The organism is Pseudomonas sp. HLMP (genome assembly GCF_046365545.1).
Taxonomy (GTDB): domain Bacteria; phylum Pseudomonadota; class Gammaproteobacteria; order Pseudomonadales; family Pseudomonadaceae; genus Aquipseudomonas; species Aquipseudomonas guariconensis_B.
Genome location: NZ_JBDLLR010000001.1, coordinates 2,368,527 through 2,385,832 on the forward strand (window position 1 = coordinate 2,368,527; position 17,306 = coordinate 2,385,832).

Genomic DNA, 17,306 nt, shown 5'->3' on the forward strand with positions numbered 1-17,306 from the left:
TGGCTGACGCCTGTGGAGGGGGCACTTCGTGGGAGCGGCCTTGTGTCGCGAAAGGGCCGCTCCCACGAAGGCTGCTCCTGCAAGCGTGCGTCAGGCCAGCGGCCGGCTGTGCGGGAACAGCAGGTCGACGAAGCGTTCGGCGGTAGGTTGCGGTTCGTGGTTGGCCAGGCCGACCCGTTCGTTGGCCTCGATGATCACGTAGTCCGGCTGGCTGGCGTCGCGCACCATCAGGTCGAGGCCCACCACTGGGATGTCCAGGGCACGGGCGGCGCGTACCGCGGCATCGGCCAGCACTGGGTGCAGGCGCTCGGTGACGTCCTCCAGGGTGCCGCCGGTGTGCAGGTTGGCGGTGCGGCGCACGGCCAGGCGCTGGCCGGCCGGTAACACGCTCGTATAGTCAAGGCCCACGGCGCGCAGGGTGCGCTCGGTTTCCTCGTCCACCGGGATACGGCTCTCGCCACCGGTGGCAGCCTGGCGCCGACGGCTCTGGGCTTCGATCAGCGCGCCGATGCTGTGCTTGCCGTCGCCGATCACCTGGGCCGGATGGCGGATCGCCGCGGCGACCACTTCGAAGCCGATCACCACGATGCGCAGGTCCAGCCCCGGGTGGTAGCTCTCCAGCAGCACGCGGCTGTCGAAGCGGCGAGCCTGCTCGATGGCCTGGCTGACCTCCTCATGGCTGCGCAGGTCGACTGCCACGCCCTGGCCTTGCTCGCCATCCACTGGCTTGACCACCACTGCGTGGTGTTCTTCGAGAAAGGCCAGGTTGTCGTCGGCATTGCCCGCCAGCTGTTGCACCGGCACCTGCAGGCCGGCGGCCTGCAGGGCGTGCTGGGTCAGGCGCTTGTCCTGGCAGAGGGTCATGCTCACGGCGCTGGTCAGGTCACTCAACGATTCCCTGCACCGGACCCGGCGCCCGCCGAGGCTCAGGGTGAACAGGCCGGCGGCGGCATCGTCCACCTGCACCTCGATGCCCCGGCGGAAGGCTTCGTCGACGATGATCCGGGCATAGGGGTTGAGTTCGGCCTCGGGGCCGGGGCCGAGGAACAGCTGCTGGTTGATGCCGTTCTTGCGCTTGACGGCGAAGGTCGGCAGGTTGCGAAACCCCAGCTTCTGGTACAGGCGCTTGGCCTGGCGGTTGTCGTGCAGCACCGACAGGTCGAGGTAGGCAAGGCCGCGGCTCATGAAGTGCTCGATCAGGTGGCGTACCAGCACCTCGCCGACGCCCGGGCGGCTGCACTGCGGGTCGACCGCCAGGCACCACAGGCTGCAGCCATGCTCCGGGTCGTCGAAGGCTTTGTCGTGGTTCAGCCCCATGACACTGCCGATCACCGCACCGGTGTCTTCGTCCTCGGCCAGCCAGTACACCGGCCCGCCGAGGTGACGCGGGGTGAGCAGCTCGGGGTCGACCGGCAGCATGCCGCGAGCCTGGTACAGGGCGTTGATCGCCTGCCAGTCGGCCTCGGCCTGCGCCCGGCGGATACGAAAGCCGCGGAACACCCGTTGCGCCGGGCGGTAGTCGGTGAACCACAGGCGCAGGGTGTCCGACGGGTCGAGGAACAGTTGCTGTGGGGCTTGGGCCAGCACCTGCTGGGGGGCGGCCACGTACAAGGCGATGTCGCGCTCGCCAGGGCGTTCGTCGAGCAGCGCCTCGGCGAGCACGGCCGAGTCAGGGTAGGTGTGGCCGATCAGCAGGCGGCCCCAGCCGCAGTGCACGGCACGCGGCTGGTCGTGGGGTTCGCTGCCGTCGCCGGCCAGGCGCGCCTGCAGGCGCTCGTACGAAGGGGCTTGCCCGCGAAGCAGGCGCTGACCGTAGGCAGTATGGGCTTTCATCGGTCAGATTCCTTGTTCGCTGAGCCACAGGTTCAGGGCCGCCAGTTGCCACAGCTTGGAGCCGCGCAGCGGGGTGAGCTGGCCGTGGGGATTGCTCAGCAGGCGGTCGAGCATCGCCGGGTTGAACAGGCCACGGTCCTGGCTCGGGTCGGTCAGCAGCTCGCGTACCCAGTCCAGCGTGGCGCCTTGCAGGTGCTTGAGGCCGGGCACCGGGAAGTAGCCTTTCTTGCGATCGATCACTTCGTGGGGGATGACCCGACGCGCAGCGGCCTTGAGCACCTGCTTGCCACCGTCCGGCAGCTTGAAGCGTGCCGGGATGCGCGCCGACAGTTCCACCAGGCGGTAGTCGAGGAACGGCGTGCGCGCCTCCAGGCCCCAAGCCATGGTCATGTTGTCGACGCGCTTGACCGGGTCGTCCACCAGCATCACCGTGCTGTCCAGGCGCAGTGCCTTGTCCACCGCCTCGGACGCACCGGGGCGGGCGAAGTGCTCGCGGACGAATTCGCCGGCCACGTCGGTCTCCAGCAGCCAGGGCGCCAGCACCGTGTCGCGGTATTCGGCGTGGCTGCGGTCGAAGAAGGCTTCGCGGTAGGCGGTGTAGGCATCGTCGGCGCCATCGACCTGCGGGTACCAGTGATAGCCGGCGAACAGCTCGTCGGCGCCCTGGCCGCTCTGCACGCCCTTGCAGTGCTTGGCCACCTCCCGCGAAAGCAGGTAGAAGGCGATGCAGTCGTGGCTGACCATCGGCTCGCTCATGGCGCGGAAGGCGGCCGGCAACTGCTCGATGATCTCGCTTTCGGCGATGCGCAACTGGTGGTGACGGGTGCCGTAGTGACGGGCGATCAGGTCTGAGTATTGGAACTCGTCGCCGCGCTCGCCGCCGGCGTCCTCGAAGCCGATGGAGAAGGTCGACAGGTCGTCCACGCCGACGTCTCGCAGCAGGCCGACCAACAGGCTGGAGTCGACGCCACCGGACAGCAGCACGCCCACGTCCACCGCCGCGCGCTGGCGGATCGCCACGGCATCGCGGGTGGCGTCGAGCACGCGGGTGGTCCAGTCGTCCAGGTCCAGCTCTTGTTCGTCAGGGTTGGGGCCGTAGTGCAGTTGCCACCAGGTCTGGCGTTCTACCTGGCCATGGCGGTCGAGGCGCATCCAGGTGCCTGGCTCGAGTTTCTGCACGTTGGCCAGCAGGGTGCGCGGTGCAGGGACCACGGCGTGGAAGTTGAGGTAGTGGTTGAGCGCGACAGGGTCGAGCACCGGGTCGATGTCGCCGCCCTTGAGCAGCGCCGGCAGGCTCGAGGCGAACCGCAGGCGCTCGCCATTGCGCGACAGGTACAGGGGCTTGACGCCGAGGCGGTCGCGGGCGAGGAACAGGCGCTGGTTGTCGCGCTCCCAGATGGCCAGGGCGAACATGCCGTTGAGCTTGGGCAGCAGTGCCGCGCCCCAGGCGTGGTAGCCCTTGAGCAGCACTTCGGTGTCGCCGTCGGAGAAGAAGGTGTAGCCCAGGTCCTGCAGCTCTTGGCGCAGTTCCGGGAAGTTGTAGATGGCGCCGTTGAAGGCCAGCGACAGGCCTAGGGTGTTGTCGATCATGGGCTGGGCCGAGCCGTCGGACAGGTCCATGATTTTCAGGCGGCGGTGGCCGAGGGCGATCGGGCCCTGGCTATGGAAGCCCCAGGCGTCGGGGCCACGGGGTGCCAGGTGATGGGTCATGCGCTCCACCGCGGCGAGATCCGCCGGGCGAGGGGCTTGGTCGATGGGGGTGAAACGAAACTCTCCTGCTAATCCGCACATAGGTCCTTACCGGTTTTGCCGTTGGGGAAGTCTTTTTTAGGTATACCCCGAAATGGGGTGGTATGGAACCGACCTTTGAGATTTATGAGAGTTTTAGAACGATTTGCTATAAGCGTGGATGTTGGGGGCCGCTTCGTGCCCCCAAGGAGTCCCTACTTGCCGCGAATCAACCTGCGCAACGCAAAGCGATTCGGGTGACAGGCCTCGGCCACCGCGCGAGGCACCGGCAGGGGCTCGCCACTGGCCCAGGCCGCGATCAGCTCACCGCTCAAGGGCGCCGTGATCAACCCCCGCGAGCCATGCCCGCTGTTCACGTACAGCCCTTCCAGCCACGGGCAGGTGGTGTCGGGCACCTGGCGGGCATCCTTGGCCAGCACCGCATAGGCCTCGGCGAACGCCTGGGCATCGGCCAGCGGCCCGACGATCGGCAGGTAGTCGGGGCTGGTGCAGCGGAACGCCGCGCGGCCCTCCAGGTGTTCTGGGTCTAACTCATCGGTGTGCAGTCGCTGGGCAAGATCGGTGGAAATCGCCTCCAACAAAGCCAAGTTGCCTTGGTGTTCGGCGACAGTCGGCGCAAGGTCGTCACTGTGGAAGTCGAAGCTGGCGCCCAGGGTATGCTCGCCCTCGCGCGGGGGCGCCACGTAGCCTTCGGCACAGACCACCGTGCGCAAGGCGCGGCTGGCTTCGGTGCTGGGCAGGCGGGTAACTTGCCCGCGGATACGTTTGAGCGGCAGGCCGGCGCAAGGCGCGAAACGACGCACGTCGGCGGCGCCGGCCAGCACCACCAGCGGCGCACTGGCCAGCAGGCGCTCGCCATCCCAGGCCTGCCACAGGCCGTCGGCCTTGCGCAGCTCGATCACCTCGTGGTGCGCCAGCACGCGGATGCGTGGGTGCTGCAATTGCGCCTGGCACAGGGCCGGCGGATGCACCCAGCCGCCCTCGGGATAGAACAGCCCGCCAGCAGGCAGGGCCACGCCGGCCAGCGTTTCGGCCTGGGCCTGGTCGAGCGGCTGCAGCAGGCTGCAGTCGAAGGCCTGGGCCAGCTTGGCCTGGCGTTGCGCTTCCGGGGCGTCGAAGGCCAGTTGCAGAACGCCACAGGCGTCCCAGTCCTGGCCGCGTCGCAGGCGCTGCAGCCAGCGACGGGTATAGCCGAAACCGGCGAGGATCATCTGCGACAGGGCGGTGCCATGGGCCGAGAGCTTGAGGTACAGCACGCCCTGGGGGTTGCCGGAGGCTTCCCGGGCGGGGGCGTCGTGGCGCTCCAGCACGCTGACCTGCCAGCCGCGCGCGGCGAGGCTGGCGGCACTGGCGCTGCCGGCCAGGCCCGCACCGATGACCAGGGCCTGGCGTGCGCCGGGCATTGGCCGGGGGCGGGCATACCAAGAGGCCGGCCGCGAGGGCACGGGCTGCTCGGCGGGCCAGCCCTGGAAGTCGCCGCGCATGATCTCCCATTTCTTGCCGATGCCCGGCACCTTGTGCATGGCGAAGCCTGCGGCGATCAGGCCCCGGCGGACCCAGCCGGTGGTGGTGAAGGTGCCCAGGGTGGTGCCCGGGTGCGATAGCCGCGCCAGTTGCGCGAACAGCTCGGGCGTCCACATGTCGGGGTTTTTCGCGGGGGCGAAACCGTCGAGGAACCAGGCGTCGACCTGGGCATCGAGTTGGGGCAGTTGTTCGAGCGCATCGCCGACCAGCAATGTCAGGGTGACCCGCCCATCCGCGAAGGAGAACTGCTGGAACCCCGGATGAATCGCCACGTATTGCGCCAACAGCGGTTGCCAATAGGGCGCCAGCTCCGGCCACAGCTGCACGGCGCGTGCGAGGTCGTCATGACTGAGCGGGTACTTCTCGACACTGACGAAATGCAGGCGGGCCTCGTCAGGCGCCTGTTCGGCGAACAACTGCCAGGCGCAGAAGAAATTCATGCCGGTCCCGAAGCCTGTCTCGCCGATCACCAGGCAGGCGCCGGGCGCCAGTTCGGCGAAGCGCTGACGCAAGTGGTTCTGTTCGAGGAAGACGTGTTCGGTCTCCGCCACGCCCTCGTTCTTGGAGAAATAGACGTCGTCGTACTGCCGCGAATGAGGTCGGCCCTGGTCGTCCCAGTCGATTTGGGCGTGTTGGGGAAGGCGGGTATCTGGCATGGTCGTTTCAATTGCGGGTGATCGGGGAGCTGCAAGCTTCAAGCTGCAAGTTACGAGATGGTGCGCATGGTGGCACGGCCTACACTTTCTTGCAGCTTGCAGCTTGCAGCTTGCAGCTTGCAGCTTGCAGCCCCGACTTCCGCTAGTCTTGCTTATCCATTGAAGGAGCCCAGGCAAGCATGTTCGAATCCGCCGAAATAGGCCACAGCATCGACAAGGAGGCTTTCGACGCCGAAGTGCCCGCCCTGCGCGAGGCGCTGCTCGAGGCCCAGTACGAACTCAAGCAGCAGGCGCGCTTTCCGGTGATCGTGCTGATCAACGGCGTCGAGGGCGCCGGCAAGGGCGAGACGGTCAAGCTGCTCAACGAGTGGATGGACCCCCGCCTGATCGAGGTGCGCACCTTCGACCAGCAGACCGACGAGGAACTGGCGCGGCCGCCGGCCTGGCGCTATTGGCGAGCGTTGCCGCCGAAAGGGCGCATGGGGGTATTCTTCGGCAACTGGTACAGCCAGATGCTCCAAGGCCGGGTCCATGGCCTGTTCAAGGACGCGGTGCTCGATCAAGCCATCACCGGGGCCGAGCGCCTGGAGCAGATGCTCTGCGACGAGGGCGCGCTGATCATCAAGTTCTGGTTCCACCTGTCCAAGAAACAGATGAAGGCTCGCCTCAAGGCGCTCAAGGACGACCCGTTGCACAGTTGGCGCATCAGCCCGCTGGACTGGCAGCAGTCGCAGACCTACGACCGCTTCGTGCGTTTCGGCGAGCGGGTGCTGCGCCGTACCAGCCGCGACTATGCACCCTGGCACATCATCGAAGGCGTCGACCCGTACTACCGCAGCCTGGCGGTGGGGCGCATCCTGCTGGAGAGCCTGCAGGCGGCCCTGGCCAGCGAGCCGAAGGGCAAGCACAAGGGCAACGTCGCGCCCCTGGGCCGCAGCATCGACCAGAAGAGCCTGCTCGGCGCGCTGGACCTGAGCCAGCGCCTGGACAAGCGCGACTACCAGGAGCAGTTGGTCACCGAGCAGGCGCGCCTGGCCGGCCTGCTGCGCCACAAGCAGATGCGCCGCCACGCCCTGGTGGCGGTGTTCGAGGGTAACGACGCGGCAGGCAAGGGCGGTGCGATCCGCCGCGTCGCCGCCGCGCTCGACCCGCGCCAGTACCGCATCGTGCCGGTCGCCGCGCCCACCGAGGAGGAGCGCGCCCAGCCGTACCTGTGGCGCTTCTGGCGACACATCCCGGCGCGAGGCAAGTTCACCATCTTCGACCGCTCCTGGTATGGCCGTGTACTGGTGGAGCGGGTCGAGGGCTTCTGCACCCCCGCCGACTGGATGCGCGCCTATGGCGAGATCAACGATTTCGAGGAGCAGTTGAGCAACGCCGGCGTGGTGCTGGTCAAGTTCTGGCTGGCGATCGACCCGCAGACCCAGCTGGAGCGTTTCGAGGAGCGCGAGCAGATTCCCTTCAAGCGCTACAAGATCACCGAGGAAGACTGGCGCAACCGTGACAAGTGGGATGTCTATGCCGAGGCGGTGGGCGACATGGTCGATCGCACCAGCACCGAGATCGCGCCCTGGACCTTGGTCGAGGCCAACGACAAGCGCTGGGCGCGGGTCAAGGTACTGCGCACCATCAACGAGGCGCTGGAAGCGGCATTCGACAAGAAGTAGTCGTGGTGCGCTTTCAAGCTTCAAGCTTGCAGCCCGCCTGCCATGCCTGGGGGGAATGACCTGATGAAATCTTTTCCAGGCACTTCCCGCCAGCCAATCACAGCAAACCCTTAGAATTTCAGCACCCCCACCAAAGGGCTTGAGATCGAGGACGTTATGCACATTTCTTCCGGACGCTGGGTCTATGGCCTGTTCCTGGCACTTCTGACCGCGTTGCTCTGGGGCATCCTGCCGATCAAGCTCAAGCAGGTCCTGCAGGTGATGGACCCGGTGACCGTCACCTGGTATCGCCTGCTGGTCTCCGGCAGCCTGCTGTTCGCCTGGCTGGCGGCCAACCGGCGGTTGCCGTCGTTCGGCAAGCTCGGGCCCAAGGGCAAGGGGCTGGTGGCGCTGGCTGTGTGCGGCCTGATGGGTAACTACGTGCTTTACCTGGTCGGGCTGAACCTGCTCAGCCCCGGCACCGCGCAACTGGTGGTACAGATCGGCCCGGTGCTGTTGCTGGTGGCCAGTGTGTTCGTGTTCAAGGAGCGCTTCAGCCTGGGGCAGGGCCTGGGGTTGCTGGTGCTGCTGGCGGGCTTCGGCCTGTTCTTCAACCAGCGCCTGGAAGAGCTGCTGACCTCCCTGGGCACCTACACCACCGGTGTGCTGACCATCCTCCTGGCGACCAGCATCTGGGTGTTCTACGCCCTGAGCCAGAAGCAACTGCTGACCGTCTGGCATTCCCAGCAGGTGATGATGGTGATCTACCTGTGCTGCGCCTTGCTACTGACGCCCTGGGTGCACCCGCTCGAAGCGCTGCGACTGACCCCCGTGCAGGGCTGGTTGCTGCTGGCGTGCTGCCTGAACACCCTCGTGGCCTACGGCGCGTTCGCCGAGGCCCTGGCCCATTGGGAAGCCTCGCGGGTCAGCGCGACCCTGGCCCTGACGCCGCTGGTGACCTTCGTCGCGGTGGCCGTGGCGGCCTGGGTGTGGCCGGAGTATGTGCATGCCGAAGACATCAATGCCCTGGGCTATCTCGGCGCGGTGACGGTCGTGGTCGGGTCGGCGCTGGTGGCCTTGGGGCCTTCGCTGGTGGCCGGATGGCGGGCCCGGCGGGCGCGGTTGGCTCAGGTGCACTGAGCGCGGGTCGGCACCGACGCCGGTCAGGCCTGTAATCCTGGGGCGCGAAGCGGCCCTGAACGCCCGTCCAGGTGACGAAGACTCAGCCCTTGGCACCGGGGGCGAGCATGTTCTGCGGCCTTACCCACTGGTCGAACTGCTCATTGGTCAGGTACTTCAACTCCAGCGCCGCCTCGCGCAGGGTCTTGCCCTCGCTGTAGGCCTTCTTGGCGATCTCCGCGGCCTTGTCGTAGCCGATGTGCGGGTTGAGCGCGGTCACCAGCATCAGCCCTCGCTCCAGGTGCGCGGCCATCTGCTCGGCATCCGGCTCGATGCCGGCCACGCAGTGCTGCTGGAAGTTGCGGCAGCCATCGGCCAGCAGCTCGATCGACTGCAGCAGGTTGTGGATGATCACCGGCTTGAACACGTTCAACTGCAGGTGCCCCTGGCTGGCGGCGAAACCGATCGCCGCATCGTTGCCCAGCACCTGGCAGGCCAGCATGGAGAGCGCCTCGCACTGGGTCGGGTTGACCTTGCCCGGCATGATCGAGCTGCCTGGTTCGTTGGCCGGCAGGCGCACCTCGGCAAGCCCCGCGCGTGGGCCGGAACCGAGCAGACGCAGGTCGTTGGCGATCTTCATCAGGGCCACGGCCAGGGTCTTGAGGGCTCCGGCCAGGCTGGTCAGCGGCTCATGGCCGGCGAGGGCGGCGAACTTGTTCGGCGCGGTGACGAACGGCAGCCCGGACAGCGCCGCCAGCTCGGCGGCCACGGCCTCGGCGAAGCCATGCGGGGCATTCAGGCCGGTGCCCACGGCGGTCCCGCCCTGGGCCAGCTCGCAGACCGCTGGCAGGGTGGCACGGATCGCCCGCTGGGCATAGTCGAGCTGGGCGACGAAGGCCGACACCTCCTGGCCGAAGGTGATCGGCGTGGCGTCCATCATGTGCGTGCGGCCAGTCTTGACCAGGTGCTGGTGGCGCGCCGACAGCTCCGCCAGCCCCGAGGACAGTTCGGCGATCGCCGGCAGGAGTTTCTCCTGCACCGCCTGTACCGCGGCGATGTGCATGGCGGTGGGGAAGCAGTCGTTAGAGCTCTGCGAGCGATTGACGTGGTCGTTGGGGTGCACTGGCGCCTTGCCGCCACGGCCCTTGCCGGCCAGTTCGTTGGCGCGCCCGGCGATCACCTCGTTGACGTTCATGTTGCTCTGGGTGCCGCTACCGGTCTGCCAGACGACGAGCGGGAACTGGTCGTCGTGCTGGCCGGCGAGCACTTCGTCGGCAGCCTGTTCGATCAGCCGGGCGATGTCGGCCGGCAGGTCGCCATTGCGGTCGTTGACCCGTGCCGCGGCTTTCTTGATCAGCGCCAGGGCATGCAGCACGGCCAGGGGCATGCGCTCCTTGCCGATGGCGAAGTTGATCAGCGAACGCTGGGTCTGCGCGCCCCAGTAGGCGTCCTCTGGAACTTCGACCGGGCCCAGGCTGTCTGTCTCGATACGGCTCATGCTGCGTTCACTCCTTTGCGGGTTCGAAACCGCAGTTTAGGCCCTGATTCGACAGAGCGGTTCCATCGCTCGTCGTGCCACTTGAGCAGGGCGCCCGCCGCGGCGCAGAATGCTCTACTCTGAGGTATCCGCCTCCCTCTCTCATGAAGGAATTGCAATGACCCGTCTCCGTGCCCTCTGCGCCGCCGTCGCCCTGGTCTGTGCCAGCGGCCAGGTCCTCGCCGCCACCGCCAGCCACAACGCCAGCGCAGAAAAATTCCTGGTCCTGGCCAATGCCGACAAGCTGGGCACCCCGGTGTACATGCAGGTGCAGCAGATGTTCGCCCAGCGTTTCGCCCAGACCAAGGCGCCGACCTCCAAGCAGGCCGTGCTGGAGAGCTACCAGGCCAAGGCCAATGCCGCCCTGGACAACGCCATCGGCTGGAGCAAGATCAAGCCCGACATGGTCAAGCTGTACACCGACACCTTCACCGAGGCCGAGCTCAAGGACCTGGTCAAGTTCTATGAGTCGCCGCTGGGCCGCAAGGTCATGCGCGAGATGCCCAAGGTCACCCAGCAGTCGGCCCAGCTGACCCAGGCCAAGCTGGAGCCGGCGGTACCGGTGGTCAACAAGCTGCTCGAGGACATGACCAAGGAACTCGACCCGAACGCCGGCAAGGCCGCGCCAGCGAAGAAGTGAGTGCGACACCCATGAGCATGCAGCAACGCATCGAGCAGCAACTGGCTGCCCTCGGCCCACGCCATCTGGAAGTGCTCGACGAGAGCCACATGCACAGCCGTGGCCAGGAAACCCACTACAAGGCGGTGATCGTCAGCGAGCAGTTCGAGGGCCTGAACAGCGTCAAGCGCCACCAGAAGGTCTACGCCACCATGGCTGAGCTGATGAGCCAGATCCACGCCCTGGCGATCCATACCTACACGCCCGAGGAGTGGGCCCAGGTCGGCGCAGCGCCGGCATCGCCGGTGTGCGCTGGCGGCGGGCACTGAATCCTTTCCGGGATTCTGGTAGACTCCCGCGTCGATTATCGGGGCCGCTGCGCGGTCCTTTCGCGACACAAAGCCGCTCCTCCAGGTACCGCGCGGTACCTGGAGGAGCGGCTTTGTGTCGCGAAAGGGGTGCACCGCGCCCCGAACCAACCCGCACCACCTGTCATCCGGTCCGCCCTTTGCGAGGGCGACCACCTGGAGAATCGTTTCATGACCCAAGCTATCGTCGTGGCGGCGCTGTACAAGTTCGTCACCCTGGAAGACTACGTCGAACTGCGCGAGCCACTGCTCAAGACCATGCTCGACAACGGCGTCAAAGGCACCCTGCTGCTGGCCGTCGAAGGTATCAACGGTACGGTCTCGGGCACCCGCGAAGGCATCGACGCGCTGCTCGCCTGGCTGCGTAGCGACCCGCGCCTGGTGGATGTCGACCACAAGGAATCCTATTGCGACGAGCAGCCGTTCTACCGCACCAAGGTCAAGCTCAAGAAAGAGATCGTCACCCTCGGCGTGCCGGGCGTGGACCCCAATCACAAGGTCGGTACCTACGTCGAGCCGAAGGACTGGAACGCCCTGATCAGCGACCCTGAAGTGCTGCTGATCGACACCCGCAACGACTACGAAGTGGCCATCGGCACCTTCAAGGGCGCCATCGACCCGAAGACCGAGACCTTCCGTCAGTTCCCCGAGTACATCAAGGCCAACTTCGACCCCAGCAAGCACAAGAAGGTGGCGATGTTCTGCACCGGCGGCATCCGTTGCGAGAAAGCCTCCAGCTACATGCTCGGCGAAGGCTTCGAGGAGGTCTATCATCTCAAGGGTGGCATCCTGAAATACTTCGAAGAAGTGCCTCAGGAAGAAAGCCTCTGGGACGGCGACTGCTTCGTCTTCGACAACCGCGTCACGGTGCGCCATGACCTGTCCGAAGGCGACTACGACCAGTGCCATGCCTGCCGCCATCCGATCAGCGTGGAGGACCGTGCGTCCGAGCACTATTCGCCAGGCATCAGCTGTCCGCACTGCTGGGACAGCCTGAGCGAGAAGACCCGGCGCAGCGCCATCGACCGGCAGAAGCAGATCGAGCTGGCCAAGGCGCGCAACCAGCCCCACCCGATCGGTTACAACTACAAAGCCGAGGCCTGACGCATGTCCGCACGCCTGCTCTATGTGATGGACCCGATGTGCTCCTGGTGCTGGGGCTTCGCGCCGGTGGCCGAGGCGCTGATCGCCCAGGCGCGCGAGGCCGGCGTGCCGACGCGCCTGGTGCCCGGTGGTTTGCGCTCCGGCGGCAGCGCCCTGGATGCCGCGACCCGTCGCTACATCCTCGAGCATTGGCAGGCAGTGGCCGAGGCCACCGGCCAGGCGTTTCGTTTCGAGGGCGCCATGCCCGATGGCTTCGTCTACGACACCGAGCCCGCCTGCCGCGCCCTGGTCGCGGCCCGTGAACTCGACGCCGAGCGCACCTGGTCGTTGCTGGCACTGATCCAGCAGGCCTTCTACGAGCAGGGCGTGGACATCACCTGTGCCCCGCAACTGGTAGCGCTGGCCGAGCGTTGCGGCTTCGACCGCGGGCGTTTCGCCGAGGCCTTCACCCACGCCGAGACGCGCGCCGCCACCGCGGCCGACTTCAGCTGGGTGCAGGGCCTGGGTATCGCCGGCTTCCCGACCCTGCTGGCCGAGCGCAACGGCCAGCTGGCCCTGCTGACCAATGGCTACCAGCCGCTCGAGCGCTTGCAGCCCTTGCTCGGCCGCTGGCTGCAGCAGGCCGTCTGTGCTTGACCTGCCAGGGTCGTCTGACCCTGTGCCGGGGAGTGCCCCCGCCGTGGCCGATCGATTGAGCTGGGCGGAAATCCGCCGCCTGGCCCTGCATCACCGCAAAGCCCTGTGGAGCGCCAACCTGGTGGCGGTGCTCGCAGCCCTGTGCAGCGTGCCGATCCCCTTGTTGCTGCCCCTGCTGGTGGACGAAGTGCTGCTGGGGCATGGCGATGCGGCGCTGAAATGGATGAATCACCTGTTGCCGACCGGCTGGCAGGTGGCAGCCGGCTATATCGGCCTGATGCTCGTGGCCACGCTCGGGCTGCGCCTGGCCGCGCTGGCCTTCAACGTGGTCCAGGCCAAGCTGTTCGCCGGCCTGGCCAAGGACATCGTCTACCGCCTGCGCATCCGCTTGATCGAGCGGCTCAAACGCATTTCCCTCAAGGAGTACGAGAGCCTGGGCAGCGGCACGGTGACCACGCACCTGGTCACCGACCTGGACACCCTGGACAAGTTCGTCGGCGAGACCTTGAGCCGTTTCCTGGTCGCCGTGCTGACCCTGACCGGCACCGCTGCGATCCTGATCTGGATGCATTGGCAACTGGCCCTGCTGATCCTGCTGTTCAACCCGCTGGTGATCTACTTCACCGTGCAGTTGGGCAAGCGCGTCAAGCACTTGAAGAAGCTGGAGAACGACAGCACTGCGCGTTTCACCCAGGCCCTGGCCGAGACCCTCGATGCCATCCAGGAGATCCGCGCCGGCAACCGCCAGGGCTATTTCCTCGGCCGTCTTGGCCTGCGCGCCCGTGACGTGCGCGACTATGCCGTGGCCTCGCAATGGAAGAGCGACGCCAGCGGGCGTGCCAGTGGCCTGCTGTTCCAGTTCGGCATCGATATCTTCCGGGCCGCAGCCATGCTCACGGTGCTGTTCTCCGACCTGTCCATCGGCCAGATGCTGGCGGTGTTCAGCTACCTGTGGTTCATGATCGGGCCGGTCGAACAACTGCTCAACCTGCAGTATGCCTACTACGCCGCCGGCGGCGCCCTGAGCCGGCTCAACGAACTGCTGGCGCGGGCCGACGAGCCGCGCTACCCGGCCGCCAGCGACCCGTTCGCCGGGCGCGAGACGGTCGGCATCGAGGTGCGCGACCTGCGTTTCGCCTATGCCGAAGAGCCGGTGCTGGAGCACCTGGACTTGTCCATCGCCCCGGGCGAGAAGGTGGCCATCGTCGGCGCCAGCGGTGGTGGCAAGAGCACCCTGGTGCAATTGCTGCTGGGGTTGTACAGCGCCCAGGGCGGGACCATCCGCTTCGGTGGCGCCAGCCTCCAGGAGATCGGCCTGGAGACCCTGCGCGAGAACGTCGCGGTGGTGCTGCAGCATCCGGCGCTGTTCAACGACAGCGTGCGCGCCAACCTGACCATGGGCCGCGAGTGCAGCGACGACGCCTGCTGGCAGGCGCTGCGCATCGCCCAGCTGGACGCCACCATCGCTGCGTTGCCCCAGGGGCTGGACAGCGTGGTGGGGCGTTCCGGGGTACGGCTGTCGGGCGGCCAGCGCCAGCGCCTGGCGATCGCCCGCATGGTGCTGGCCGAGCCCAAGGTGGTGATCCTCGACGAAGCCACCTCGGCCCTCGACGCCGCCACCGAATACAACCTGCACCAGGCCCTGGCGCGCTTTCTCAGCGGCCGCACCACACTGATCATCGCCCACCGCCTGTCGGCGGTGAAGCAGGCCGACCGGGTGCTGGTGTTCGATGGCGGGCACGTCGCCGAGGAGGGCGATCACCAGCAACTGATCGCCGAGGGCGGGTTGTACGCCAAGCTGTATGGGCATTTGCAGCAGAGCTGAGGTTCCTGGGGCTAGACCCTGCATGCCTGGCAGTGGGGCGCGATGCGGCCCCAAATGGACGTCGAATGTTGTGAACGGCTCGAGCGAGTTTGCCGGATCGCCCCGAATGAGCCAGCGCAGGCCAGCAAAAAGCCCTTCAAAACCGTGGCAAATCGCCTACGCTGTGCTTGTCTGGATCGACCCAGTCTGATCCGCTCTACGACAGGGACTACATGAAGGGAACTCGCACACTCGAAGCCCCCAGGTTGCTGGGCATCATCTGGCCATTCATCGCCATCGTGGTCTTCCAGGTGCTGCTCGGCAGCATCAGCCTCTATGCCTTGTCGGCGGTACGCGCCTACGTGGCCGGCGAAAGCCTGTGGTCCAAGGCGCAGAAGGACGCTATCTACTACCTCGACCGGTACGCCGACAACCGCGACGAGCGCATGTTCCAGCGCTACCGGCAGGCCATCGCCGTGCCCCAGGGCGACCATGAGCTGCGCCTGGCGCTGGATCAGGCCAGCCCCGACCTGGTGGCGGCGCGCAACGGTATCCTGCAGGGCGGCAACCATCCGGACGATGTCGATCGGATCATCTGGTTCTACCGCAACTTCCGCCACATCAGCTACATGGAAACGGCCATCGCCTACTGGGATATCGGCGACGACTACCTGCGCCAGCTGGACACCCTCGCCACGGAGATGCGTGACGGCTTCGCCCAGGGCCAGGTCCCTGCGCACCAGGTGGACGCCTGGAAGGCGCGTATCGTCGCCATCAACGAAGGCGTGACCCCAGCCTCCAAGGCATTCAGCGATGCGCTGGGAGAGGGCTCGCGGATGTTGTTGCGGGTGTTGCTGATCACTAACCTGGCCACCGCGCTGTTCCTCATCGCCCTGGCCTGGCGGCGTTCGGGCAAGTTGCTGGCCCAGCGCCAGGCCTTCGCCACGGCCTTGCAGGCAGAGCGGGAGCGGGCGCAGATCACCCTGCAATCGATCGGTGACGCGGTGATCACCACCGATGTCGAGGGCTGCATCGTCTACATGAACCCGGCCGCCGAGCAGTTGACCCACTGGCAGGCCGGCCATGCCCAGGGCCTGCCGCTGGCGGCCTTGTTCAGCCTGGTCGACGAGCAGGCCGAGCACGACAGCCGTACCCTGGTCGAGCAGGTCCTCAGCGGCAGCCTGAAAGGGGACTCGGAGCATGCCCGGCTGATCCAGCGCCTGGACGGCAGCACGGTGTCGATCAACCTGGTCGGTTCGCCGATCCTCACCGATGGCCAGGTCAGCGGTATCGTGCTGGCCCTGCACGACATGACCCAGGAGCGCCAGTACATCGCCAACCTGTCCTGGCAGGCGACCCACGATGCCCTGACCGGCCTGGCCAACCGTCGCGAGTTCGAATATCGCCTGGAGCAGGCGCTCAATGGCCTGGCGCGCCAGAGCGGGCGGCATTCGCTGATGTTTCTCGACCTGGACCAGTTCAAGCTGGTCAACGACACCTGTGGCCATGCCGCCGGCGACGAGCTGCTGCGGCATATCTGTGCGGTGTTGCAGGCTGGCCTGCGCGAGGGCGATACCCTGGCGCGGCTGGGGGGCGACGAGTTCGGCGTCCTGCTGGTGAACTGTCCGCCGGAGCATGCCGAACGCATTGCCGAACAACTGCGCCAGAGCGTACAGAGCCTGCACTTCGTCTGGAAGGGGCGGCCGTTCGTCACCACCGTGAGTATCGGCCTGGTGCATGTCACCCAGGCACCGGGCACCCTGGAGGCATCCCTGCGCGCTGCCGACATGGCCTGCTACATGGCCAAGGAGAAAGGACGCAACCGGGTCCAGGTGTACCATGCCGACGACAGCGAGCTGTCCCTGCGCTTTGGCGAGATGGCCTGGATCCAGCGCCTGCACCTGGCTCTGGAAGAAAACCGCTTCTGCCTCTATGCCCAGGAGATCGCCCCGCTCAAGGCCCTGGAGGGGCCGGGCCATGTGGAGATCCTGCTGCGCCTGCACGACGAAAGTGGCCGCACCATCCTGCCCGACAGCTTCATCCCCGCTGCCGAGCGCTATGGCTTGATGACTGCTCTGGACCGCTGGGTGGTGCGCAATGTGTTCCAGGTCATCCGCCAGTGCCTGGACGAAGGCCGGGAGGGGCCGCTGGCGATGTGCGCGATCAACCTGTCGGGGTCGAGCATCGGCGACGACAACTTCCTCGAATACCTGCAGCGGTTGTTCGGCGAGTTCGGCATACCGCCACGGCTGATCTGTTTCGAGATCACCGAAACCATCGCCATCGCCAACCTCGGCAGTGCCATTCGCTTCATCAACGAATTGAAGGGGTTGGGTTGCCGGTTCTCCCTCGACGACTTCTGCGCGGGCATGTCGTCATTCGCCTACCTGAAGCACTTGCCCGTAGACTTCCTGAAGATCGACGGCAGTTTCGTCAAGGACATGCTGGATGACCCGGTCAACCGTGCCATGGTCGAGGTCATCAATCATATCGGCCACGTCATGGGCAAGCGCACCATTGCCGAGTTCGTCGAGACGCCATTGATCGAGCAGGCGCTGCAGGAGATCGGCGTGGACTACGCCCAGGGCTACCTGATCGAGCGCCCGCAGGTGTTCACCTGTGACAGCCTGCAGCGCCAACGGATTGCCGCGAAGCCCCTGTTACACCGGGCGCCTGGGACCTTTCGCTGAAACACCTGTCCGGAAAATCAC

12 protein-coding genes are annotated in these 17,306 nt (G+C 66.5%); 8 read left to right on the plus strand and 4 right to left on the minus strand.

Annotated elements, in window-relative coordinates; all coding sequences use genetic code 11:
- Positions 1-90: 90 nt before the first annotated feature.
- The 3 genes from ngg to mnmC all read right to left on the minus strand — a co-directional run bounded on the left by ngg (position 91) and on the right by mnmC (position 5,762).
- Positions 91-1,833, minus strand: a complete 1,743-nt coding sequence (gene ngg / locus ABFA30_RS11160) for an N-acetylglutaminylglutamine synthetase (RefSeq protein WP_253167950.1) — start codon at positions 1,831-1,833, stop codon at positions 91-93.
- A gap of 3 nt (positions 1,834-1,836) precedes the next feature.
- Complete coding sequence (locus ABFA30_RS11165) at positions 1,837-3,624, minus strand: N-acetylglutaminylglutamine amidotransferase (RefSeq protein WP_225788240.1); 1,788 nt, start codon at positions 3,622-3,624, stop codon at positions 1,837-1,839.
- Positions 3,625-3,776: 152 nt separating this feature from the next.
- The gene (mnmC, locus tag ABFA30_RS11170) at positions 3,777-5,762 is read right to left on the minus strand and encodes a bifunctional tRNA (5-methylaminomethyl-2-thiouridine)(34)-methyltransferase MnmD/FAD-dependent 5-carboxymethylaminomethyl-2-thiouridine(34) oxidoreductase MnmC (protein WP_253167946.1); all 1,986 of its coding nucleotides are present in this window, start codon (positions 5,760-5,762) and stop codon (positions 3,777-3,779) included.
- Positions 5,763-5,941: 179 nt separating this feature from the next.
- Here mnmC and pap point away from each other — a divergent pair, with 179 nt between their 5' ends.
- Together pap and ABFA30_RS11180 are read left to right on the plus strand one after the other, a co-directional pair.
- A complete protein-coding gene (pap, locus tag ABFA30_RS11175) occupies positions 5,942-7,429 on the plus strand; it encodes a polyphosphate:AMP phosphotransferase (protein ID WP_225788238.1) in 1,488 nt (495 codons plus the stop codon).
- Positions 7,430-7,585: 156 nt separating this feature from the next.
- Entirely contained in the window at positions 7,586-8,548 is a 963-nt protein-coding gene (locus ABFA30_RS11180; RefSeq protein ID WP_225788237.1) for a DMT family transporter, read from the plus strand.
- 82 nt (positions 8,549-8,630) lie between these two features.
- On the opposite strand, the gene ABFA30_RS11185 is transcribed toward ABFA30_RS11180, so the two are convergent.
- Positions 8,631-10,025 (minus strand): class II fumarate hydratase, encoded by a 1,395-nt coding sequence (locus tag ABFA30_RS11185; protein ID WP_225788236.1) that lies wholly within the window; start codon positions 10,023-10,025, stop codon positions 8,631-8,633.
- Positions 10,026-10,182: 157 nt separating this feature from the next.
- Between ABFA30_RS11185 and ABFA30_RS11190 the strand changes: the two genes are divergently transcribed.
- The 6 genes from ABFA30_RS11190 (at position 10,183) to ABFA30_RS11215 (ending at position 17,285) form a co-directional block, all read left to right on the plus strand.
- Positions 10,183-10,704, plus strand: a complete 522-nt coding sequence (locus tag ABFA30_RS11190) for a DUF2059 domain-containing protein (protein ID WP_225788235.1) — start codon at positions 10,183-10,185, stop codon at positions 10,702-10,704.
- Between the two features lie 11 nt (positions 10,705-10,715).
- Entirely contained in the window at positions 10,716-11,012 is a 297-nt protein-coding gene (locus ABFA30_RS11195) for a BolA family protein (RefSeq protein WP_225788234.1), read from the plus strand.
- 210 nt (positions 11,013-11,222) lie between these two features.
- Positions 11,223-12,155, plus strand: a complete 933-nt coding sequence (locus ABFA30_RS11200; RefSeq protein WP_225788233.1) for a rhodanese-related sulfurtransferase — start codon at positions 11,223-11,225, stop codon at positions 12,153-12,155.
- A gap of 3 nt (positions 12,156-12,158) precedes the next feature.
- Entirely contained in the window at positions 12,159-12,791 is a 633-nt protein-coding gene (locus tag ABFA30_RS11205; RefSeq protein WP_225788232.1) for a DsbA family protein, read from the plus strand.
- Positions 12,784-14,616: an ABC transporter ATP-binding protein gene (locus ABFA30_RS11210; protein WP_410045427.1), complete on the plus strand. Its 1,833-nt coding sequence runs from the start codon at positions 12,784-12,786 to the stop codon at positions 14,614-14,616. The genes ABFA30_RS11205 and ABFA30_RS11210 overlap by 8 nt, the downstream gene beginning before the upstream one ends.
- A gap of 212 nt (positions 14,617-14,828) precedes the next feature.
- Positions 14,829-17,285: an EAL domain-containing protein gene (locus tag ABFA30_RS11215; RefSeq protein ID WP_225788230.1), complete on the plus strand. Its 2,457-nt coding sequence runs from the start codon at positions 14,829-14,831 to the stop codon at positions 17,283-17,285.
- Positions 17,286-17,306: the final 21 nt, after the last annotated feature.

What these genes read in the sequence shown, in the direction of transcription:
- ABFA30_RS11195 (WP_225788234.1), top strand. Translation starts at nt 10,716, where the DNA reads ATGAGCATGCAGCAACGCATCGAGCAGCAACTGGCTGCCCTCGGCCCA.
- pap (WP_225788238.1), top strand. Translation starts at nt 5,942, where the DNA reads ATGTTCGAATCCGCCGAAATAGGCCACAGCATCGACAAGGAGGCTTTC.
- ABFA30_RS11165 (WP_225788240.1), bottom strand. Translation starts at nt 3,624, where the DNA reads ATGTGCGGATTAGCAGGAGAGTTTCGTTTCACCCCCATCGACCAAGCC.
- ABFA30_RS11185 (WP_225788236.1), bottom strand. Translation starts at nt 10,025, where the DNA reads ATGAGCCGTATCGAGACAGACAGCCTGGGCCCGGTCGAAGTTCCAGAG.
- ABFA30_RS11200 (WP_225788233.1), top strand. Translation starts at nt 11,223, where the DNA reads ATGACCCAAGCTATCGTCGTGGCGGCGCTGTACAAGTTCGTCACCCTG.
- ABFA30_RS11205 (WP_225788232.1), top strand. Translation starts at nt 12,159, where the DNA reads ATGTCCGCACGCCTGCTCTATGTGATGGACCCGATGTGCTCCTGGTGC.
- ABFA30_RS11190 (WP_225788235.1), top strand. Translation starts at nt 10,183, where the DNA reads ATGACCCGTCTCCGTGCCCTCTGCGCCGCCGTCGCCCTGGTCTGTGCC.
- ngg (WP_253167950.1), bottom strand. Translation starts at nt 1,833, where the DNA reads ATGAAAGCCCATACTGCCTACGGTCAGCGCCTGCTTCGCGGGCAAGCC.
- ABFA30_RS11180 (WP_225788237.1), top strand. Translation starts at nt 7,586, where the DNA reads ATGCACATTTCTTCCGGACGCTGGGTCTATGGCCTGTTCCTGGCACTT.
- ABFA30_RS11215 (WP_225788230.1), top strand. Translation starts at nt 14,829, where the DNA reads ATGAAGGGAACTCGCACACTCGAAGCCCCCAGGTTGCTGGGCATCATC.
- mnmC (WP_253167946.1), bottom strand. Translation starts at nt 5,762, where the DNA reads ATGCCAGATACCCGCCTTCCCCAACACGCCCAAATCGACTGGGACGAC.